This window comes from Pseudoduganella sp. OTU4001 (genome assembly GCF_038440195.1).
Taxonomy (GTDB): Bacteria; Pseudomonadota; Gammaproteobacteria; order Burkholderiales; family Burkholderiaceae_D; genus Rugamonas.
Genome location: NZ_JASATG010000010.1, coordinates 127,819 through 145,820, shown reverse-complemented (window position 1 = coordinate 145,820; position 18,002 = coordinate 127,819). Strand labels below are relative to the sequence as shown.

The 18,002-nt window shown below is 64.2% G+C and carries 26 protein-coding genes; 13 read left to right on the top strand and 13 right to left on the bottom strand.

Translation table 11 applies throughout. The features are described from left to right. Positions 1-5 precede the first annotated feature (5 nt). A complete protein-coding gene (locus tag AAHE99_RS11955) occupies positions 6-1,067 on the top strand; it encodes a porin (protein ID WP_342117480.1) in 1,062 nt (353 codons plus the stop codon). A gap of 41 nt (positions 1,068-1,108) precedes the next feature. Continuing rightward, a complete protein-coding gene (locus AAHE99_RS11950) occupies positions 1,109-1,948 on the top strand; it encodes a branched-chain amino acid aminotransferase (RefSeq protein WP_342117479.1) in 840 nt (279 codons plus the stop codon). Here AAHE99_RS11950 and AAHE99_RS11945 read toward each other — a convergent pair. The 4 genes from AAHE99_RS11945 to AAHE99_RS11930 form a co-directional block, all read right to left on the bottom strand. Further along, a complete protein-coding gene (locus AAHE99_RS11945; RefSeq protein ID WP_342117478.1) occupies positions 1,935-2,522 on the bottom strand; it encodes a DUF3617 domain-containing protein in 588 nt (195 codons plus the stop codon). The two genes, AAHE99_RS11950 and AAHE99_RS11945, sit on opposite strands and share 14 nt — an antisense overlap. A 10-nt stretch (positions 2,523-2,532) precedes the next feature. After that, complete coding sequence (locus AAHE99_RS11940; protein ID WP_446728916.1) at positions 2,533-3,198, bottom strand: OmpA family protein; 666 nt, start codon at positions 3,196-3,198, stop codon at positions 2,533-2,535. Between the two features lie 95 nt (positions 3,199-3,293). Then, the gene (locus AAHE99_RS11935) at positions 3,294-3,440 is read right to left on the bottom strand and encodes a lmo0937 family membrane protein (RefSeq protein WP_139232699.1); all 147 of its coding nucleotides are present in this window, start codon (positions 3,438-3,440) and stop codon (positions 3,294-3,296) included. A 78-nt stretch (positions 3,441-3,518) separates the two neighbouring features. Beyond that, positions 3,519-4,214: a glycine zipper 2TM domain-containing protein gene (locus AAHE99_RS11930; RefSeq protein WP_342117476.1), complete on the bottom strand. Its 696-nt coding sequence runs from the start codon at positions 4,212-4,214 to the stop codon at positions 3,519-3,521. Positions 4,215-4,341: 127 nt separating this feature from the next. On the opposite strand from AAHE99_RS11930, the gene AAHE99_RS11925 reads away from it, so the two are divergent. Beyond that, on the top strand, positions 4,342-5,061 hold the full coding sequence (locus AAHE99_RS11925) for a Crp/Fnr family transcriptional regulator (RefSeq protein ID WP_342117475.1): 720 nt from the start codon (positions 4,342-4,344) through the stop codon (positions 5,059-5,061). Here AAHE99_RS11925 and AAHE99_RS11920 read toward each other — a convergent pair. Next, entirely contained in the window at positions 5,058-5,279 is a 222-nt protein-coding gene (locus AAHE99_RS11920) for a glycine zipper 2TM domain-containing protein (protein WP_342117473.1), read from the bottom strand. The genes AAHE99_RS11925 and AAHE99_RS11920 overlap by 4 nt on opposite strands. An 85-nt stretch (positions 5,280-5,364) precedes the next feature. Further along, positions 5,365-7,380 (bottom strand): AsmA family protein, encoded by a 2,016-nt coding sequence (locus AAHE99_RS11915; protein ID WP_342117471.1) that lies wholly within the window; start codon positions 7,378-7,380, stop codon positions 5,365-5,367. Positions 7,381-7,487: 107 nt separating this feature from the next. On the opposite strand from AAHE99_RS11915, the gene AAHE99_RS11910 reads away from it, so the two are divergent. The 6 genes from AAHE99_RS11910 to AAHE99_RS11885 are packed head-to-tail and all read left to right on the top strand — an operon-like array spanning position 7,488 to position 10,428. Continuing rightward, on the top strand, positions 7,488-7,874 hold the full coding sequence (locus AAHE99_RS11910; RefSeq protein WP_342117470.1) for a DUF4398 domain-containing protein: 387 nt from the start codon (positions 7,488-7,490) through the stop codon (positions 7,872-7,874). Positions 7,875-7,887: 13 nt separating this feature from the next. Next, a complete protein-coding gene (locus tag AAHE99_RS11905; RefSeq protein WP_342117468.1) occupies positions 7,888-8,802 on the top strand; it encodes an OmpA family protein in 915 nt (304 codons plus the stop codon). A 15-nt stretch (positions 8,803-8,817) separates the two neighbouring features. Beyond that, positions 8,818-9,324 (top strand): ferritin-like domain-containing protein, encoded by a 507-nt coding sequence (locus AAHE99_RS11900; RefSeq protein WP_342117466.1) that lies wholly within the window; start codon positions 8,818-8,820, stop codon positions 9,322-9,324. 30 nt (positions 9,325-9,354) lie between these two features. Next, the gene (locus AAHE99_RS11895) at positions 9,355-9,657 is read left to right on the top strand and encodes a DUF883 family protein (RefSeq protein ID WP_342117465.1); all 303 of its coding nucleotides are present in this window, start codon (positions 9,355-9,357) and stop codon (positions 9,655-9,657) included. After that, positions 9,657-10,049 (top strand): phage holin family protein, encoded by a 393-nt coding sequence (locus AAHE99_RS11890; RefSeq protein WP_342117463.1) that lies wholly within the window; start codon positions 9,657-9,659, stop codon positions 10,047-10,049. Before AAHE99_RS11895 ends, AAHE99_RS11890 begins: the two co-directional genes overlap by 1 nt. 10 nt (positions 10,050-10,059) lie before the next feature. Continuing rightward, on the top strand, positions 10,060-10,428 hold the full coding sequence (locus AAHE99_RS11885) for a hypothetical protein (RefSeq protein WP_342117462.1): 369 nt from the start codon (positions 10,060-10,062) through the stop codon (positions 10,426-10,428). On the opposite strand, the gene AAHE99_RS11880 is transcribed toward AAHE99_RS11885, so the two are convergent. The 4 genes from AAHE99_RS11880 to AAHE99_RS11865 form a co-directional block, all read right to left on the bottom strand. Further along, positions 10,425-11,033: a Crp/Fnr family transcriptional regulator gene (locus tag AAHE99_RS11880; RefSeq protein WP_342117460.1), complete on the bottom strand. Its 609-nt coding sequence runs from the start codon at positions 11,031-11,033 to the stop codon at positions 10,425-10,427. The genes AAHE99_RS11885 and AAHE99_RS11880 overlap by 4 nt on opposite strands. Positions 11,034-11,115: 82 nt before the next feature. After that, on the bottom strand, positions 11,116-11,463 hold the full coding sequence (locus AAHE99_RS11875) for a hypothetical protein (protein ID WP_342117459.1): 348 nt from the start codon (positions 11,461-11,463) through the stop codon (positions 11,116-11,118). Between the two features lie 16 nt (positions 11,464-11,479). After that, positions 11,480-11,632: a DUF3309 domain-containing protein gene (locus AAHE99_RS11870; protein ID WP_342117457.1), complete on the bottom strand. Its 153-nt coding sequence runs from the start codon at positions 11,630-11,632 to the stop codon at positions 11,480-11,482. 12 nt (positions 11,633-11,644) lie between these two features. Further along, positions 11,645-12,094 (bottom strand): glycine zipper 2TM domain-containing protein, encoded by a 450-nt coding sequence (locus AAHE99_RS11865; protein ID WP_342117455.1) that lies wholly within the window; start codon positions 12,092-12,094, stop codon positions 11,645-11,647. Positions 12,095-12,249: 155 nt separating this feature from the next. Between AAHE99_RS11865 and AAHE99_RS11860 the strand changes: the two genes are divergently transcribed. Then, positions 12,250-12,561, top strand: coding sequence for a BON domain-containing protein (locus AAHE99_RS11860; RefSeq protein ID WP_342117453.1), 312 nt, complete (start codon positions 12,250-12,252; stop codon positions 12,559-12,561). Positions 12,562-12,582: 21 nt separating this feature from the next. Further along, positions 12,583-13,653, top strand: a complete 1,071-nt coding sequence (locus AAHE99_RS11855) for an AI-2E family transporter (RefSeq protein ID WP_342117451.1) — start codon at positions 12,583-12,585, stop codon at positions 13,651-13,653. Here the strand turns inward: AAHE99_RS11855 and AAHE99_RS11850 are convergent. The 3 genes from AAHE99_RS11850 to AAHE99_RS11840 form a co-directional block, all read right to left on the bottom strand. Continuing rightward, positions 13,592-14,512: a YihY/virulence factor BrkB family protein gene (locus AAHE99_RS11850; RefSeq protein WP_342117450.1), complete on the bottom strand. Its 921-nt coding sequence runs from the start codon at positions 14,510-14,512 to the stop codon at positions 13,592-13,594. The two genes, AAHE99_RS11855 and AAHE99_RS11850, sit on opposite strands and share 62 nt — an antisense overlap. Before the next feature lie 97 nt (positions 14,513-14,609). Continuing rightward, on the bottom strand, positions 14,610-15,662 hold the full coding sequence (locus tag AAHE99_RS11845) for an OmpA family protein (protein ID WP_342117449.1): 1,053 nt from the start codon (positions 15,660-15,662) through the stop codon (positions 14,610-14,612). 243 nt (positions 15,663-15,905) lie between these two features. Beyond that, entirely contained in the window at positions 15,906-16,154 is a 249-nt protein-coding gene (locus AAHE99_RS11840) for a hypothetical protein (RefSeq protein WP_342117448.1), read from the bottom strand. 218 nt (positions 16,155-16,372) lie between these two features. Between AAHE99_RS11840 and AAHE99_RS11835 the strand changes: the two genes are divergently transcribed. Both AAHE99_RS11835 and AAHE99_RS11830 read left to right on the top strand, forming a co-directional pair. Beyond that, complete coding sequence (locus tag AAHE99_RS11835) at positions 16,373-17,008, top strand: winged helix-turn-helix domain-containing protein (protein ID WP_342117447.1); 636 nt, start codon at positions 16,373-16,375, stop codon at positions 17,006-17,008. A gap of 97 nt (positions 17,009-17,105) precedes the next feature. Beyond that, on the top strand, positions 17,106-18,002 hold the full coding sequence (locus tag AAHE99_RS11830; RefSeq protein ID WP_342117445.1) for a M90 family metallopeptidase: 897 nt from the start codon (positions 17,106-17,108) through the stop codon (positions 18,000-18,002).

Below are 18,002 nucleotides of genomic sequence, written 5' to 3'. Positions count from 1 at the left end.
CAAGTATGAAAGCTCTTGTCATCCTGATCACATTGCCAGTGCTGGCAATGGCCCAGAATGTCCAGGTCTACGGTGTTGTTGACACTGGCGTGGTGATCGAGCGCGGCTGTAAAAAGGATTGCACCAGCACCAAGCTGTCGCCCGGCATCGCGGAAGGCTCGCGCATCGGCATTACGGGCCGTGAGCCGCTCGGCAGCAATGGCACCTCCGCTGTCTTCACGCTGGAAGGCGGCGTCGAGAACGATACCGGCCGCTCCGAAGAGGGCCGCCTGCTGGGCCGCCAGGCCTGGGTTGGCCTGGACGGCCAGTGGGGCGCGCTGACGCTGGGCCGCCAGTACAACCTGCAATACGAAGCGCTGGCCGACGTGGCCGATCCCTTCCACGCCGGCCTGGCCGGCACGGCCACCAACCTGATGGGCTATACCAGCAAGCGCTATGACAACTCGGTCAAATACCGCACGCCCAACGGACACAACTGGAGCGCCAGCGCCATCTACAGCTTTGGCGAATCCGCCTTCAGCACCGCCCGCAACCGCGCCTATGGCGCTACGCTGGGCTTCAAGGACGGCATCTTCAATATCCGCATCGCCCACCAGCGCAAGCGCAACCCGATCGAGGCGGTCGGCGCGACGCAACCGGTCGACCTGTCGGCGCGCAACACCCTGGTGGCGGCCAACCTTAACTTCGGCCCGGCCACCGTGTACGCTGCCTATGGTATCAACCGCGGCCTGGGCAGCTCGCCGTGGGACCCATCGAATCCTTACGGCGCGCTGGTGCTGCCTACGCCCTCTCTGTACAGCCACGACATGCTGGCCGGGCTGTCATACACGCGCGGCCCGGCGACGTACATGCTGTCCTTCATCCACAAAGACGACCGCAGCCCGACCAGGCAGGATGCCGACCAGGTTGCCGTCGGCATGACGTATGCGCTGTCCAAGCGCACTGCGCTGCAGGCATCGTTCTCCCACATCCGCAACCGCAACGGGGCCGCTTATACGGCCGGCACCGCCACTGAAGCAGGCAAGGGCAACCGCGCGCTGACCTTCGGCCTGCGCCATGCTTTTTAATGTGCTACATTCTTCCGCTGAAACTTTCAGCGGGGATAAAAATGTATCTGACTTATTTCAACGGAAACTGGGCCGAGGGCAATGCGCCGCTGTTCGGCGCGATGGACCACAGCGTCTGGCTCGGTTCCTCGGTGTTCGATGGTGCGCGCGCCGTGCGCGGCAAATTGCCGGACCTGCGTCCCCACCTGGAGCGCGTGGTGCGCTCGGCCAAAAGCCTGGGCCTGGAATGCCCGCTCAGCGTGGACGACATGGAAAAGCTGGTGAAAGAGGGCGTGGCGCGCTTCCCGGCGGATGCCGAACTCTACATCCGCCCGCTGGTGTTTGCCACCGATGGCCTGCTGATCCCCGTCAGCGATAAATCCGCCTTTGCCCTGACCCTGTTCGACGCGCCGCTGCCGCCCTTCACCGGCTTCTCGGCCTGCCTGACGACATTGCGCCGCCCGGACGCCGACATGGCCCCGACCGACGCCAAAGCCTCTGCCTTGTACGCCAATTCCACCCGCGTGCTGCGCGAAGCCAGGGAGCGCGGCTGCGATAACGCGGTGGTATGCGACAGCCATGGCAATGTGGCGGAATTTGCGACCGCCAACCTGTTCTTCGTGACGCCGCAAGGCAAGGTCGTGACGCCGGCCCTGAATGGCACCTTCCTGGCCGGCATTACGCGCGCCCGCGTCATCCAGCTGCTGGCGGGGGCCGGCATCGAAGTGGAGCAGCGCAGCGTCAAGCCGGAAGAGCTCGACAGCGCCATTGAGATTTTCAACACCGGCAATTTCGGCAAGGTCACGCCTTGCGTGCGCTATAACGGGCGCGAATTGCCGGTGGGCCCGGTAGCCAGCAAAGCCCGCGAGCTGTACTGGGCGTTTATGGCTAGCGGCGCGTAGACGGCTTCACATCCGGCCCCGGCTTGCTGGGCGGGGCCATGGGGGCGCCAGGCGCGACGCTGCCGCAATCGGCGCCCAGCCATTTGCCGCTCCCTTCCACCACCATGTTTTGCGCCTTGCCATGCGCCGTGCTGTTGACGTTCATGCGCATGCTGAAGGCGCTATTGCCGTTGAAGATCACCTGGCCATTGCCGCTGGACGGCGGATTGCTGCAGTTGAAGCTCACGTTCATGCCGCCCGGCGCCGGCGTGCGCGTGGTGCTGCACTGGCCCGGCTGGCCGGTAGGCAATTCCTGCTTCTCCACCATCTCCTTGGTCAGGCAATAAGTCACCTTGACGCCGCCACCATCGCCCAGGCTCATGTTGACGCCGTGGCGCGCCATCATCTGGTCCATCGCCGCGCGCTGCTCGGGCGGCATATTCGCCAGTTGCTGCTGGGCAGCCGCCATGACCGCCATGGTTTCCGGATTGGCGGAAGCGACGCGGTTGTTCATCTCCCACAGTCCGGGTTTCAGGGTTTGCGCCATGGCTGGCAAAGCAGCCAGGCACAGCAAAGTCATGGCGGTCTTTTTCATTGCTTGCTCCTTAACCTTGAGGCGGCCGTGGCTCGGCCACGTAAATTTCCACACGGCGGTTGCGCGCGCGGCCGTTGGCGTCGTCGTTGGAGGCGACCGGCTCCTGCTCGCCGCGCCCTTCGATCACGATACGGCTCGGCGCCACACCGCGTGAAGCAAGATAGTCGCGCGTATGGGCCGCGCGGTCAACCGACAATGGCTGGTTGACGCTGGTGCTGCCCGTGCTGTCGGTATGGCCGATGATATTGACGGTGGTGGCCGGGTTCTCGTTCAGCGTGCTGGCGAAGCGGTCCAGGATGGGGCGGAAGTCGGGCTTGATATCGGAACGGTTGGTATCGAACGAGATATCGCTCGGGATTTCCAGCTTCAGGCGGTCGTCGCCGGTCTTGGTGACTTGCACCCCGGTGCCGCGCGTGGCTTGTTCCATCTGCTGCTTCTGCGCCTCCATGCGCTTGGACCAGACATTGCCGACGACAGCGCCGACTGCCGCGCCCAGTACGGCACCGCCGGCAGCGCGTTTGCCGCCGCCGTGGCCGGTGGCCGCGCCCAGCACAGCGCCGATGCCGGCCCCGACGCCGGCGCCGGTGGCGGTGCCGCGCTGGGTGGAATTCATATCGGCACAGCCGGTCGCGGTGAGTACGGCGATCAGCAGGGCCGCCAGGGTTTTATTGGGCATGGGGTTCTCCTTCATGAAATATTAGCGCGAAAAAAAGCGGGACGAAACCTGCGCCGCAGGTCCGCCCCGGAGTGGATGCCGGCTGAGCCGGCTCACTAGATGCCGCGTCCGCTGATTAGACGCAGCAAGATCATGATGACGGCAACGACCAGCAGGATATGGATGAACCCACCCACAGTGTAGGACGTTACCAGGCCGAGCAGCCACAGGATGATGAGTACGACAGCGATGGTATAGAGCATGATGTTTTCCTCTCATATTCCGAAGTTCTGGCTGCATTATTGCCGGGACGCTGGCCGCCATCTGTACGTTGCCGAACATCAGCGGCGCTGCAAGCGGCCTTTTACGATCTTCACGTGGTCGCCGGCCTGCCAGTTGCTCGAGCCGCTGTTGACGGTACGGATCTTGCCATTGTCCATGCGCACCCGCACCACATAGTGGGTGGAAGCCTTCATATTGCCTTCCACCTGGTTGCCGACCACGGCGCCGCCGACAGCACCGGCTACGGTGGCCAGCTTGCGGCCGGAACCGCTGCCAATCTGGTTGCCCAGAAGCCCGCCGACAATGGCACCGCCAGCCGCGCCCAGGCCGCTGCCTTCAGCGCGCTGGGTCACCTGGCGCACCGACTCGACTACGCCGCAACTGCTGCAGACGGCTGCCGGCCGCGGAGCGCGCTCGGCTGCAGCGGCTACCGGCATGGCGGCCGCAGGCGCGGGCGGGGCGTGGTCGGCACCGGCGCCGTAGCTGCCGCCGCCGGAATAGCCTGAGCTGTCCGGCGCGCGCTGCGGCGTAATGCGGTCGGCCGCATAGGCGGCCGGCGGCGGCGGCGGCCCCACGTCCTGGGTGCCGACTGGCACCGGCGCTTCGGCTACCGGCGGCCCCATGGTGGCGCCCGAATGCGGCAGCCAGCCCATCACGGCGGCGATGCCAACGCCGCAGAACAGTACCACCGCAATGGCTGCGATCAGCAGCATCGGGTGGGTGGTGAAGCGCATTGTTTTGGATTGGTGTTCCATACTTGACTCCGTTTCTTTTTGGATAGCGCATTGTGGCGGCGGGCACGCTATGCTTCCGTGCGTCAGCGTACATACAGCCCTGTGGATTGCCGCTACGCTCCGCCTAAACTTCATCAGGCTGACGGCAATGACCTTGAATCTTCATACCGTTCCAAGCAGTGAATCGCCACCCCTCCGCATCGGCAACCGCCTGTTGGCAAGCTTGCCGGAAGACGATCTCGAACACCTCGAACGCCTGTGCGAACTGGTGGAGCTCGAGGCTGGCGAGGTCCTGTTCGAAGCTGGCCAGTTGATCGAGCACATCTATTTCCCGCTGGACGCCTTGGTGTCCCTGCTGGCGGTGGCCGAGGGCCGCATGACGCTGGAAGTCGGCTCGGCCGGGCACGAAGGCATGGTGGGCGCCTCGGTTGCGCTCGGCCAGCGTACGGCCCAGGTGCGGGCGGTGGTCCAGCGCAGCGGTCCCGCGCTGCGCATGGAGGCGGAGGACTTCATCGCCGAATTCGCGGAAATGGAATCGCTGCAGCGCCTGCTGCACCGCTACACCGACAGCCTGCTGTCGCAAGCCATCCAGATTGCGGTGTGCAGCCGCTTCCACGTGCTGGAGGCGCGCCTGGCGCGTTCGCTGCTGGTCACGCGCGACCGCCTGCAATCGGACCGCTTCCACATGACCCACGAATTCCTGGCCCAGGCGCTCGGTGTGCGCCGCGTCGGTGTGACCAAGGCAGCCAGCGCGCTGCAAAGCCAGGGCCTGATCAGCTACAGCCGGGGCAATATCGAAATATTGGACCCGGCCGGATTGGAAACGGTGTCCTGCCAGTGCTACCGGCAGGTACGCCAACCCTCTTAGCGGCGTGGCTTGTTGACCTGGTTGCCGATCACGCCGCCGACCGCCGCACCGCCGACAGTACCGGCGGTAGAGCCGCCGGTCAGCACCGAGCCGGCAACCGCGCCGACCCCGGCGCCTATTGCCGTGTTCTTATCCTGTTGCGACATCGAGGAGCAGGCGCCCAGGCCCAGCAGGGCAGAGGCAATGGCGATACGGGCAGTCAGTTGTTTGGTATTCATGATTTTTCCTCCGTAAGAGATACGTTTCCAGCTTACGGCGGGCAGCCGATGTGATCTGTTCGCCATTTCACGATGTAACGGTTTGTTACTTTTGAGTCTTGCCGGGCGGCGGTGCCTTGGGTTTTTCGCGGGCATCGGCCAGCAGCGCCGCGCACTGGTTGTCGCCGCCGCCGCCAGCGCTGATCAGCGGCACCAGGGCGGCCGGCGCCGCCAGCGCACCCAAGGCCAGGGCGCCGCCGGCGCGCATGGCGATCACGCCTTTGTCGATGTCGACGTCAGGCTGCTTGAGCGTGCCGCGCACGTAGATCGGCGCGCGCAGGGAAATGATGCGCAAGCCCTTGCTGTCGGGCTTCAAGGTGAGGTCGATCTTTTCATTGGCCAGGTTGACGGTGCCGTTGATGCGCACCGTTGCATCCTGCGTGTCGGCAATGAAGTAGCGGGTTTGCGCCAGGCCGTTGCGTACGCCGAAATCGCCCGCCAGGCAATTCAGGTGCACCGGCTTGTCGCCGAACAGCTTGGTGAGCACGATGTTGCCGATGTTCAGGCCCATCTGTTCCAGCAGCAGCTTGCTCACGGTGCCATCGTTGACCAGCGTCTTCAGTTCGCCATTCGCATGGGCCAGCAGCGTGGCGACCGAATTGCCTTTGGCCGTCAGCTTGGCCGAGGCATTGATCTCACCGATGGTGGCTTGCTTGAGCTCGGGCAGCTTGGGCAGCAGCTCGCGCAGCTTGACGTGGCGCGCCGTGGCGTCGATGGTGGCCACGACGGCCGCGCCGCTGCTGCCATCGAGCACGGCCTTGGAAGCCACTTCGCCGCCGGCGAAATGGAAGTTCAGCGGGGTCAGGCGCAGCACCCCATCCTTCAGGTGGAATTCGGTGACCAGTTTGCTGAGCGGCAGCTCCTTGGTGCGCACGATGCGTTCGGCGCGGAAGCTGACATTGGCATCCAGCGCCTTCCAGCGCTCGGTGCGGAAGGTTTCCACCGGCAGCAGCTTGCCGGCCGGCTGCACCGCTGCCACGCCGCGCTCTTCCTTGCTGGCGTTGGAGTCGGCGCCGATCAGCGGCCCCAGGTCGGCAAACTGCAGCAGGCGCGAGTGGATCGCGCCGCTCAGCATGCCGCGCGGCTGGCGCTGCTGGTAGGACAGGGTGCCGGCGATATCGCTATCGCCCACGCGGCCGGTGAATTTTTCATATGTCCACTGGCTGGCATTCTGGGCCAGGTGGCCGCGCAGGCGGCCGGCCGTGCTGAAGGGCGGGGTTTCCGGCAGCAGCAGGCCGGTCAGCGGATACAGCCGCGCCGCCGAGGCGCCCGCGACCTTGAGCTGCAGGTCGATGGCCGCCAACTGGGCGGGATTGGTCAGCGTGCCTTCCGCCGCCACGCTGACCAGGCCGACCTTGGCATCGGCCTGGATCGGGAACGGCAGGCGGTTGTCGCGCAGGGCCAGCACGGCGCCGGCCTTGCCCTTGCCGCTGATGGCCTGCTGGTTCCATTTGCCGTCCACGGTCCAGCGCACGCCGTAGCGCGGGTCCTTGTCGAGCGTATCGAGATGCGCGGTGGCGTCGATCTTTTGCAGGGCGTCATCGAGCTTGACGATGCCGCGCGTGAATACCACGCGGTCGAGCTCGAGCCGCCATTCGGACGGCGGACGCTTGGGCAAGGTCCAGTTGTTCTTGCCGTCGGCCTGGCGCAGCAAGTCCAGCTGCGGCTGGTCGAAGCTCAGTTCGGGTATCGCGATCTTGCGTGCCAGCAGCGCGAAAGGACTGAGCGAAAAGCCCAGCGCCCGCGCCGACGCCGCATCGCTGGCCGGCATGCCCGCTGGGTTTCCGATGTGCACGTCCTGCGCCACCAGGTGCGGCCAGGGGATGTGGTCGCGCCAGCTGCGCGCCTGCTCAGGACGGGGCTGCTTGTGCCAGGTCAGCGCCAGGTTGCCGCGCAATTCCACCGGACGCTGCAGCGCTTCGCTGGCGCGCGCGCCCAGCCAGGGACGCGCACGGTTCCAGTCGTAGTTGAGCAGGATGACGAGGGCCAGCGCCGGAATGGCCAGCAGAAAGCTCAGCACGGCCAGGCTGATCTTTGTTCGGCGCGAAAGTGTATGTGCCATGGCGACAGGCTACACCCCGCCGCGCAGCCGCAATGTGCGGCACCGTACTGAACCCAGCGGGCAGTACTTATATAACTGCGGTACCCCAATCGCTTGAGGAGAATAACATGCAGAATCGCCAACCGCTGTTGCTGACGCTCTGGGCCGGGTGTGTGTTCGCCCTGGCCGGCTGCAGCAGCATGAAGACACCGGCCACGGCCGAAGTCGCATCGTCGCGTACCGCAGTGGAAGCTGCGGCCTCGACTGGCGCGCCGGAATTGGCGCCGGCTGAAATGGCGGCAGCGCGCGACAAGATGCTGCGCGCCAACCAGGCGCTGGCAGCCAAGGATTACCGTACCGCGCAGGACCTGGCCATGCAGGCCCAGGCCGACGCGAAGCTGGCGCAAAGCAAAGCCACCAGCGCCAAAGCCACCGAGGCCGCCAACAGGCTGCAAGACGACATCCGCGTGCTGCGCGAAGAACTCGAACGCGCCAATAGCACCACGACTCGCTGAGAAAGGAGCCATCATGTTCACGCCATCGTTCAAACCTGCTGCGCTGGCCGCCGCTATCCTGCTGGCGGCCTGCAGCACCACGCCAACCACCACCAGCGAACTGGAAACCGCCCGCGCCAACTATGCCGAGGCCCAGGGTAATCCGATGGTGGCCAAGTACGCGCCGCTGGAACTGGCTGCCGCCACGCGCGCGCTGGACCAGGCCAATACTGCCGCCGCACGCCGCGACAGCCTGGGCGAGATCGACAAGCTGGCCTATGTCGCCAAGCAGAAGATCGCCAGCGCGCAAGAGATCGCGCGCGCCAAGGCCGCCGAGGACCAGATGAAGGATGCCGCCGCCCAGCGCGACCAGGTGCGCCTGGAAGCCCGCACGGCGGAAGCGGAAGCGGCCAAACGCCGCGCCGACCAGGCCCGCATGGATGCCGAAGCCGCGCAGAACCAGGCGCAGGCCGCGCAGAACCAGGCCGCCAGCGCCGAGGCGGCAACGCGCGATGCGCAAGCCCGCGCCGCCGCCCTGGCCGCCGCGCTGTCCGAGCTGCAAGCCAAGCAGACCGAACGCGGCATCGTGATCACCTTCGGCGACGTGCTGTTCAACGTCGACCAGGCCAACCTGACCTCGCAAGGCATGGCGGTGGCGCAGCGCCTGGCCGATGTGCTGCGCGATAACCCGGACCGTGTGGTGCTGGTGGAAGGCTTCACCGACAGCACCGGCAGCGATGCCTACAACCTGCAGCTGTCGCAGCGCCGCGCCGAATCGGTGCGCGCGGCCCTGAGCCAGATGGGGATTGACCGCTCGCGCATTGAAACGCGCGGCTACGGCGAAGCCTATCCGGTGGCCAGCAATGCGACGGCCGGCGAGCGTCAACTGAACCGGCGTGTGGAAATCGTACTGTCGGAAGCCGGCCGTCCGGTGACCCAGCGCCGCTAACCATAGGGAGTTTTCATGATCGATAAAAATGCGATCCGCGCGGCGGCCCGCAATATGGCCGACGGTCCCGTGACCGAAGGCTACAAGGGCAACCGCGCCATGGTGCTGCAAATGCTGAACGACGCGCTGGCCACCGAGCTGGTCTGCATCAACCGCTACAAGCGCCACTATTACACGGTGACCGGCCTGGCCAATGCGTCCATCAAGGCAGAGTTCCTGGAACACGCGACGCAGGAGCAGGAACATGCCGACTGGCTGGCCGAGCGCATCGTCCAGCTCAACGGTGAGCCTGATTTCAATCCAGCAACGTTGCTCGACAGGAGCCATGCCGAGTATGATGACTCAAGGGAGGTGCAGGCGATGGTGAAAGCCAACCTGGTGGCAGAGCGGGTGGCGATCGAGAGCTATCGCCAGATGATCGAGCAGATTGGTGACAGCGACCCGACGACCAAGCAACTCTTGACGCAAATCATGGCGGTGGAAGAAGAACACGCCGACGATATGCGGGACTTATTGGCGTAATTTAGTTACTTACCAGAGAGGAGTCCTATCATGCTGGAACAGAACATCAGTACCGTCAACAACGATGTGAAGACCCTGGTCAAGGATGCGCAAGCCTTGTTCACTGCCGCCACCGCCCTGACCGGCGAAAAGGCGGATGAACTGCGCGGACGCGGGATGAAAGCGCTGGACTCGGCCTTGGTCAAAGTCCACGAAGCGCAGGCGAGCGCTGTCGCCAGCGCCAAACAGGCAGCCGCCTCCACCGATGCCTACGTCAAGGAAAACCCCTGGCGTTCGATCGCCGTGGCAGCTGGCGTCGGCCTGCTGGTAGGCGTTATCCTCGGCCGTAAATAATGGCCGCCGAGAACCAACACCAGGTTCCACCACCGCCCGGCCTGATCGCCTCACTGGCCGGGCTCGCTAAGAACTGCCTGCACCTTTTACTGTCGCGCCTGGAACTCGCAGCGATCGAGCTGACCGAGGTGCGCGACACGCTGCTGCAATTGTCGATCGTCTTCGCCATCGCCATGCTGGCGGCCTGGTTCGCCATCGCCTTCGGCACCGCGACCCTGATCTACCTGTGCTGGGAAGCGATGGGCTGGAAGATCCTGGCGCTGCTGGCCGGCCTGTTTGCCGTGCTGGCGGTGGCGCTGGTGCTGTGGGGGCGCAGCCTGGTGCGGCAAGGCAAACTTGGCCTGTCGTCGACGATGGCGGAGCTCAAATCCGACCGCGACATGCTGCTGTGAAAGGGGAACCATGGCATCCAAGAAAGAATTGGCGGAGCTGGCGGTGGCCAAGGAGCGGCTGGTGCGGGAAGGCGAGCTGTACCGCCTCAGCGCCCTGCGCGCCAAGCATGAGGTGATCCACGCCTTGCAGCCGCAAGCGCTGCTGCACGGGGCGGTGGACCAGGCCATCGGCGCGCTGCAGGCGCGCCTCGGCAATTTCATCGGCCAGGGCGGCGGGCTGTCCAGCATCAACTTCAAGACGGCGCTGCCGCTGGTGGTGACCGCGGTGTCGTGGCTCAGCCGGCGCAAGCGCCTGGTGAAACCGGCCATCGCCGTCGCCGTGCTGGCGGCCGCCGGTGTGGCATGGCTGATGCGGCGCAAGTCCGCCGATGAGATTTAAGCGCGGCGCAGGCGCGACATGTATTGGGTGGTGATGCCGAGGTAGGAGGCCAGCGCGCGCTGGGTGATGCGTTCTTCCAGGCCGGGGAACTGGTGGCGGAAAGCCTCCAGCCGCGCCTCCGCCGAGCTGTGGCTGCGGATCTGCAGGTTGGCCGCATAGCGGCGGATGCTGCATTCGAGGATCTTCAGGTAGTACTCGTGCACGAAGCCGTGCTCGGCCTTGTGGCGCTGCATGGCCGACCAGTCGATGCGCCAGGCTTCCAGGGCCGTTTCCGCGACAAAGAATTCACGCGCGGGTTCGCCCTGCAAGCCGCCCATCATGTCGGAATGCGAGCCGGTGTTTTCGCCTTCGGTGACGAAACCCAGGGTCAGGTCTTCGCCTGCCACGGAAATGTGGCCGCGCCGGGCGACGCCGTTGGCGAGCCAGTAGTAATGGGTGGCGCGCGCGCCCGCTTCCTGCAGGATGGTGCCCTTGCGGACCCGCACCGGGCGGACGTGCGGCGCGCTCAGCTCGGTATACCGGTCGTATAAATCGCTGCCGATACCCAACCGGTTAACGGTGGCATCCCGGTGTTTCTCGCGATGAAATTGGTACGCATTTGGCATGCCGAAATCATACCCGAGCTGACCTTTGGTAAGGATGACTTTTTATTAGGCAGCCATAACTCCCGGTTCTGGTTGCCGAATATTATTTACCGCTGGTCTCATACATGCGCGACATATCTCGCGTCGCAACGTGAATTTGACGCAAATTTGCCATATCGTCATGATGGGTGGCACGCGCTTCCTTCACGCAGTCGCTCCCGGCCCCCGCGCCTTGCTGTTTGCAGGCTTCGAGTGCTTCGCGCAGGGCGGCATTGATTTCCTTGCGCAGGGTGGCAAGCTGGGCCGCTTCGGTGCGGTCCGGCCTGGTCCAGCGCGGCGGGTCGCCGCGCTTGATTTCTTGCTGCTGCTGCCGGGCGATTTCCGGCGGCGTGACCTGGGCGCCCGCCAGCCCGCATACAGCCAGGGCCAGGGCGCCGATCAGCGTTTTCATGATGGGTCTCCTTCGTCTACAGCCTGCCCGTCAATAGCAAGATGAGCAGGACCACGACAATCAGGCCGGCAATGCCGCTCGGGGCGTAGCCCCAGCTGCGGCTGTGCGGCCAGGTAGGCAGGGCGCCTATGACGATCAGGACCAGGACGATCAGCAGGATGGTGGCCATGGACGCCTCCCTTTAGTAGCGGTAGACGCGGCCGTCCACCACGCGTACGCGGCTGCCGACCCGCAGGTCGTAGGCGCTGTCCTGGTTGACGGTGCGGTAGTCGCCGTTATCGAGGCGGATGCTGATCTGGTACACATCGCGCGGCATATTGCGGCTTTGCTCGACCTGGTTGCCAACCACGGCGCCGCCAATGGCGCCGGCGGCAGTGGCTGCCGTGCGGCCCGAACCGGAGCCGATCTGGCTGCCGGCCAGGGCGCCGATCAAGCCGCCGGCGACCGCGCCGGCGCCGCTGGTGGCGGGATCCACCCGCACCACGCGGATGTCGTCCACCGTGCCATAGGTCGAGGCATCGGACATGGTCGAATAATCGGTCGCTTGCGGGTAGGAAGAATTGCTGGCGCAGCCGGCCGACAGTGCGGCCACTGCCACCATCATTGCTGCTAGGGATACAGTCGGTTTCATCACGTCTCCTCCTGTGGGTGGGATTGGTGGCAGCTTAGGCTTGCACCCCGCACTCGTCTGTGCGATTCCGCACAATGTTCGGTAGCGAACAGAAAGAAGGGCTTGTTAGCTGGACACTAAGGCCCGGACCATCCACCACACAAAGGAGAAGCGCCATGAAAATCGCACACAAGTTCGCTACTGCTGTATTCATTGCATCCACCCTGGGCCTGGCCGGTTGCGCCTCGACCCCAACCCAGGAAAGCGTCGGCGAATATGTTGATGACGCGGCACTGACCACCAAGGTCAAGGCCAGCATCTTCAATGAGCCCTCGCTGAAGTCGACCGAAATCAATGTCGAAACCTTCAAAGGCACGGTGCAACTGAGCGGCTTTGTCGCGCAGCCAGCCGATATCACCCGGGCGGGTGAGATCGCGCGCGGCGTCAAAGGCGTGAAAGAAGTGAAGAACGACATCCGCGTCAAATAAACGCGGGTGGCATGGAGCATCATGCGCCTCGCGCAGACCATCCTCGCCACCGTTGCCTTTCTGTACGCCTTGCAGTGGGGCCGCGATTTCCTCGTGCCCCTGCTGCTGGGCATCCTGCTGGCCTACACCCTGAATCCAGTGGTGGGCTGGCTGGAGCGCGTGCATCTCCGGCGTGCGCTGGGCACTGCGCTGGTCACCTGCGCCATCCTGCTGGGTATGGCAGTGACGGCGGAGAAAGTGCACGTCGAATTTACCAATATTATCGAAACCCTGCCCGAGGCCGGCCGCAAGCTGTCGCGCCTGGTGGCCAGCACCACCAATGCCAAGGACGGCACCTTGCGCCGCATCCAGGATGTCGCCACCCAGTTCGAACAAGCCACCGCCGGCAAGCCGGCCAGTAGCGCCCGCAAACCGGTGGCGGTGGTGACGGAAGAGGGCAGCCGCATCAAGGTGATCGACTGGGTATGGGCCGGCTCGCGCGGCCTGCTGGCCTTCCTGAGCCAGGCCACCATGGTGGTGTTCCTGGTGTTTTTCCTGCTGCTGTCAGGCGATACCTTCAAGCGCAAGCTGGTCAAGCTGGCCGGGCCTTCGCTCACCCGCAAGAAGGTCACCGTGCAGATCCTCGACGAAATCAATACCTCGATCCAGGGCTATATGTTCATGCTGCTGGTGACCAACGTGCTGCTGGCGCTGCTGATGTGGTTTGCCCTGCATGCGCTCGGGCTGGAGAATGCCGGCGCCTGGGCCATCGTGGCGGGCCTGCTGCACCTGATGCCGTATTTCGGGCCGCTGCTGATCGTCAGCGCGCTCAGTGTCGCCACCTACCTGCAAACCGAATCGCTGCAGTCGGTGCTGATGGTGGCCGTCGCCTCGATCGCCATCGCCACCCTGGTCGGCACCGTGATCGCGACCTGGATGACCGGCCGCATCGCGCGCATGAATGCCGCCGCCGTCTTCGTCAGCCTGCTGTTCTGGGGCTGGCTGTGGGGCGTGTGGGGCTTGCTGCTCGGCGTGCCGCTGGTGGTGATCCTCAAGGTAGTGGCCGAGAAGGTGGAGGGGATGGAGGTGGTGGCCGAGCTGCTCGGTGAGTAAGGCTGCCCAGCTGCAGGGCGTACTGGCGCGCGAACTCGGCGCCGAGGAAGAAGATCTGGGCCGAGTAGTAGACCCATAGCAGCACGGCGATCAGGGAGCCGGCGGCGCCGAAGCTGTCGGTGACGCCGCTGTTGCCGATGTAGGCGCCGATCGCGTATTTGCCGAGCGTGAACAGGGCCGCGGTGCCGAGGGCGCCGATCACCACGTCGCGCCAGGACAGCTTGATACGCGGCAGCATCTTGTAGATCACGCCGAACAAAGTCGAGATCACGACGAAGCTGATCGCGTGGTTGAGGATGGTGAGCAATTGCGCAGCATTTTGCCAGTAGGCGCCCATCTTCTTTTCCAGCACGGTGAGGGCGGCGCTGACCACCAGCGACACCAGCAGCAGGAAGCCCAGCACCAGCACCATGCCGAAGGACAGCAGGCGCGTGCGGATGGTATCCCAGATGCCATTGCCTTCAACGGGCGGCAATTGCCAGATTTCGTCCAGGCTGGACTTCAGTTCGGCAAATACACTGGTGGCGCCAAACAGCAGCAGGGCGCCGGCGATCAGGGTGGCGATCATGCCTTGCGTTTCGTTGGTGGCGCCGGACAGGATCAGCTGGATCGCTTCCGCGCCCTGGCTGCCGACCAGGCCGCGCAGCTGGAAAAACAGCTCGCCCTGCGCCGCTTCCTTACCGTAGAACAGGCCGGCAATCGCGATCACCAGCACCAGGATCGGCGCCAGCGAGAACAGGGTGTAGAAGGCGAGCGCGGCGCCTTTGCTGCTGGCGCGGTGCGCCAGCCATTCGGTCAGGGCGCACCAGCCGACCGTGGGCAGCTTGCGGGCTATGTGGGGAAGTCGTCTCCAGCTCATGAAGGCGACCTTACGCCACGCCGCGCCGCTTGACCGTGCGCCGGGCCACAAAAAGCAAAAGGGCCCGAAGGCCCTTTTTAGACTGCGTCGGCAGCGCTTACTTCACGCGGCGCTCAACGGTCACTTGTTCCACTTCAACGCGACGGTTAGGCTCCAGGCACTTGATCAGGTCAGCGCGCTTTTGCTTCTTGTCGTTGCACTGGACCACTGGCTGGGTCTTGCCCTTGCCTTGTGCGGACAGTCGGGAAGCGGCCACGCCTTTGCCTACCAGGTAAGCCTTGACGGACTCAGCACGACGCTCGGACAGCTTCTGGTTGTACTTGTCGGAACCCAGACGGTCGGTGTGGCCGGTGATGACCACGTTGCCGATGGATGGATTGTCGTTCAGCAGCTTGGCCATGTCGTCCAGCTTAGGCTGGGCCGGCGCCAGCTTGGCGCTGTCGAAGGCGAACAGTTCGGTGGCAGCCATGGTCACTTTTTCGAACTTAGGCGCTGGTGCTGGTTCCGGTGCTGGAGCTGGAGCAGGTGCTGGAGCAGGTGCTGGCTCTGGCGCCACCACGGGTGCTGGAGCTGGCGCAGGAGCCGGCTGTGGAGCCGCGCCCAGCAGGTAGTTCAGCGAGAAGTTCAGGTACTTGTTGTTCGACACGGAGTTGTTGAACTCGTTGCCGCGGATGAAGCCATGCACATTGCGCAGGTCAGCCTGGAAGAACAGACGTGGGGTGATGTTGGCTTGCACGCCCAGGCCAGCGGCCAGGTATGGGGAGGTGCGGGCAGGCTCGGTGCCGTTCAGCAGGTTGGACTTGTCACGCTCCAGGCCGGCACCTACCAGCAGGAATGGACGTACGTTCTTGCGGGAGAACATGTACAGGCCGTCAGCGCCCAGCAGCTTCTGGGTGTAACGCATGCCATTTTCGGTGCTCGAACCGTAGGAACCGCCCAGTTGCAGGTCCCACTTGTCGTTCAGGGCCTTACCGGCGCGCAGGCCGTAGGCGATGTCGTCTTTAGCGACGGCCCAGGCGTGGTCTGGACGGATCACGCCAACGGATGGGGCGACGTACCAGTTCTGGTTCAGCAGGGTTTCCTGGGCGGACGCGGCGAAGGATGCCGACATCAGCGCAGCGGCGATGGCGATGTTTTTAATCTTGTTCACTAGATAACTCCCGTTATTATTGAGTAGTAAAGCCGCTATAAAAGGACGCGACTCTCTTTCCCAGCTATGTTGCATTGCTGTGGGTTCAGTGTAGGTGCTGAAAACTTCCTACATCAGTGCGATAGCGCACAATCACCTTGGATTATAGCAAGTATGTAGCTTTTCTACAACGTGTAGCGAATTTCACTGTTGAAGTACTTGCAAACCGCCATCCAAACGGGAATGGATGGCGGCGTTCCGCGTCTACTGTTTGGCCGGTTCCGGCGCTGGCGGCGGCGGGGTTTGCGGCTGCACGATGATGGTATCGCCCGGTTTGCCCGGTTCGCCTTGCGGGCCTGGCTTGCCGGGCTCGCCGGCCGGCCCTGGAGGGCCAGGTACGACCGCTGGCGGCGGCGCCGGTTCCACCACGGGTGGCGGATTATTGGTGACGGTCTTTTCGCAGGCGGTCAGGCCGACCAAGGCCATGGCCGCCAGCAGGGCTGGATATTTCATGGTGGTTCCTCCTGTTTGAATGAAGCCGGGTCCCAGCATAGGTCGCTGTCGGGCCAATCTCTGTTCGGGAACTCACACAGCTCCCGGGTGTCCAAGTCAATGTTGGCAAAAGGTTAATGCGACGGCGGCTGTATGTTCGTTGCCGCACAGACCGATGAGCCACGCGCAGGCAATCTGGAGCCTGCGAATCCACCCTGGCATCTATAAGGAGTGACCAAATGCACGCAATCAGAGAATCTTCGCACGGCCTCGAAATCGAAGCTAACCAGGAACTGCCGGCACCGTTGCCGGCCGTGCCGTCCCGTCCACGCCTGGCACTGGTCGAGCGTCCAGGCCCCGTGACGGAGCGCAAAGCCCTGTCCCTGGCGCCGATCGAACGCGTCCGTTCCACCTCGGCGACCCTGCGCCGTATCGAAAATATGCAAAAACTGGTGGCGGAATTACAAAACCACGAAATGCTGGCTGACGAAATTGCCTGGTTCCTGAAGTTTTCGCCTTCCGGCGCCCGCAAATACATCCGCGACTTGCGTGAGGCAGGCGTGATCGAACTGGCTCGCTATATTGAGGGCACGGCGACTTACCTGGGCAAGGCTGTCTACCAGCTGACCCCGGATGCCGAACGCGTGCAAGCCTTCCTGGCGGCCATTGCCCAGCCTAAGCGCGAAGGCGCCCCGCCGCGCAAGGAACGCCCCAGCCTGCGTGAGCAGAGCATGGCGGGCAGCGGCCGCCACTTCCACATCCTGGCCGATGACACGCATTATGCAATCCGCGTTAACCGCGGACCGGTGCAGCGCGACCCGCTGGTAGCAGCCCTGTTCGGTGCCCCAGCCTCGATGCAAAAGGCCCAGCCATAAGCCGGGAACGGTGCTAAGCTTCCAGTGACAGCGGCATGTTGAAATGCCGTTAAGTAGCCCCATCTGTGGCGGAACGAGTTCTGTTATGGACGGCATCATGGAAGCTTGGCTTTGGCTTATTATCTCGGCGCTGACAATCGCAGCGCCTTTCCTGTATCCACGCTGGGCGCTGCGGCGTGCCTTGGCGCGTCCCTTGCCAACCGCCAACCTGGCGGTGCTCGAATCCAGCATTCCCTTCTACCGCACGATGGCGCCCGATATGCAGCGCCAGCTGCAGCGCATGGTGCAGCAGTTCCTACACCAGAAAAAATTCGTCGGCTGTGCCGGACTCGAAGTGACGGACGAAATGCGCGTCACCATCGCAGCCCAGGCTTGCCTGCTGCAGTTGAACAAACCAAGCAAGGTGTACCGCGCCTTGCATACCATCTTGCTGTACCCGAGCGCCTTCATTGCCGGTCGCGATGAAGTCGGGCCCGGTGGCGTGGTGACCCAGGCGCGCCAGCAGATGCTGGGCGAATCGTGGAGCGATGGCCGCATCGTGCTGTCGTGGGACGATGTCGAACGCGGCACCCTGGACTGGCAAGGCGGCAATAACGTGGTGCTGCACGAGTTTGCGCACCAGCTCGATAGCGAGTCGGGCAACACCAATGGCGCGCCTTACCTGGGCAGCCCGGACAGCTACCGCAGCTGGTCCGAGGTGCTGTCGCGCGACTACGCCAACCTGCGCCACGAAGCGTGGCTGGGGCGGCACGACAGTGTACTGGACCACTACGGCGCCACCAGCCCGGCCGAGTTTTTCGCGGTGGCGACGGAAACCTTCTTCACCCGCCCATGGCAACTGGCCGAACGCCACGGCGCCTTGTACAGCGAGCTGCAGAAGTATTACCGGGTCGATCCGCGCGACTGGCTGCCGGCGCCGCCGCCACCAGTGCCGGAGCCGTCCTTCCTGGCGATGCCGATGCCGGCGCGCTCCTTTGCCTGGGCCGATTGGTGA

Coding starts and splice junctions, on each gene's coding strand:
- AAHE99_RS11955 (WP_342117480.1), top strand. CDS start 6: ATGAAAGCTCTTGTCATCCTGATCACATTGCCAGTGCTGGCAATGGCC.
- AAHE99_RS11950 (WP_342117479.1), top strand. CDS start 1,109: ATGTATCTGACTTATTTCAACGGAAACTGGGCCGAGGGCAATGCGCCG.
- AAHE99_RS11945 (WP_342117478.1), bottom strand. CDS start 2,522: ATGAAAAAGACCGCCATGACTTTGCTGTGCCTGGCTGCTTTGCCAGCC.
- AAHE99_RS11940 (WP_446728916.1), bottom strand. CDS start 3,198: ATGCCCAATAAAACCCTGGCGGCCCTGCTGATCGCCGTACTCACCGCG.
- AAHE99_RS11935 (WP_139232699.1), bottom strand. CDS start 3,440: ATGCTCTATACCATCGCTGTCGTACTCATCATCCTGTGGCTGCTCGGC.
- AAHE99_RS11930 (WP_342117476.1), bottom strand. CDS start 4,214: ATGGAACACCAATCCAAAACAATGCGCTTCACCACCCACCCGATGCTG.
- AAHE99_RS11925 (WP_342117475.1), top strand. CDS start 4,342: ATGACCTTGAATCTTCATACCGTTCCAAGCAGTGAATCGCCACCCCTC.
- AAHE99_RS11920 (WP_342117473.1), bottom strand. CDS start 5,279: ATGAATACCAAACAACTGACTGCCCGTATCGCCATTGCCTCTGCCCTG.
- AAHE99_RS11915 (WP_342117471.1), bottom strand. CDS start 7,380: ATGGCACATACACTTTCGCGCCGAACAAAGATCAGCCTGGCCGTGCTG.
- AAHE99_RS11910 (WP_342117470.1), top strand. CDS start 7,488: ATGCAGAATCGCCAACCGCTGTTGCTGACGCTCTGGGCCGGGTGTGTG.
- AAHE99_RS11905 (WP_342117468.1), top strand. CDS start 7,888: ATGTTCACGCCATCGTTCAAACCTGCTGCGCTGGCCGCCGCTATCCTG.
- AAHE99_RS11900 (WP_342117466.1), top strand. CDS start 8,818: ATGATCGATAAAAATGCGATCCGCGCGGCGGCCCGCAATATGGCCGAC.
- AAHE99_RS11895 (WP_342117465.1), top strand. CDS start 9,355: ATGCTGGAACAGAACATCAGTACCGTCAACAACGATGTGAAGACCCTG.
- AAHE99_RS11890 (WP_342117463.1), top strand. CDS start 9,657: ATGGCCGCCGAGAACCAACACCAGGTTCCACCACCGCCCGGCCTGATC.
- AAHE99_RS11885 (WP_342117462.1), top strand. CDS start 10,060: ATGGCATCCAAGAAAGAATTGGCGGAGCTGGCGGTGGCCAAGGAGCGG.
- AAHE99_RS11880 (WP_342117460.1), bottom strand. CDS start 11,033: ATGCCAAATGCGTACCAATTTCATCGCGAGAAACACCGGGATGCCACC.
- AAHE99_RS11875 (WP_342117459.1), bottom strand. CDS start 11,463: ATGAAAACGCTGATCGGCGCCCTGGCCCTGGCTGTATGCGGGCTGGCG.
- AAHE99_RS11870 (WP_342117457.1), bottom strand. CDS start 11,632: ATGGCCACCATCCTGCTGATCGTCCTGGTCCTGATCGTCATAGGCGCC.
- AAHE99_RS11865 (WP_342117455.1), bottom strand. CDS start 12,094: ATGAAACCGACTGTATCCCTAGCAGCAATGATGGTGGCAGTGGCCGCA.
- AAHE99_RS11860 (WP_342117453.1), top strand. CDS start 12,250: ATGAAAATCGCACACAAGTTCGCTACTGCTGTATTCATTGCATCCACC.
- AAHE99_RS11855 (WP_342117451.1), top strand. CDS start 12,583: ATGCGCCTCGCGCAGACCATCCTCGCCACCGTTGCCTTTCTGTACGCC.
- AAHE99_RS11850 (WP_342117450.1), bottom strand. CDS start 14,512: ATGAGCTGGAGACGACTTCCCCACATAGCCCGCAAGCTGCCCACGGTC.
- AAHE99_RS11840 (WP_342117448.1), bottom strand. CDS start 16,154: ATGAAATATCCAGCCCTGCTGGCGGCCATGGCCTTGGTCGGCCTGACC.
- AAHE99_RS11835 (WP_342117447.1), top strand. CDS start 16,373: ATGCACGCAATCAGAGAATCTTCGCACGGCCTCGAAATCGAAGCTAAC.
- AAHE99_RS11830 (WP_342117445.1), top strand. CDS start 17,106: ATGGAAGCTTGGCTTTGGCTTATTATCTCGGCGCTGACAATCGCAGCG.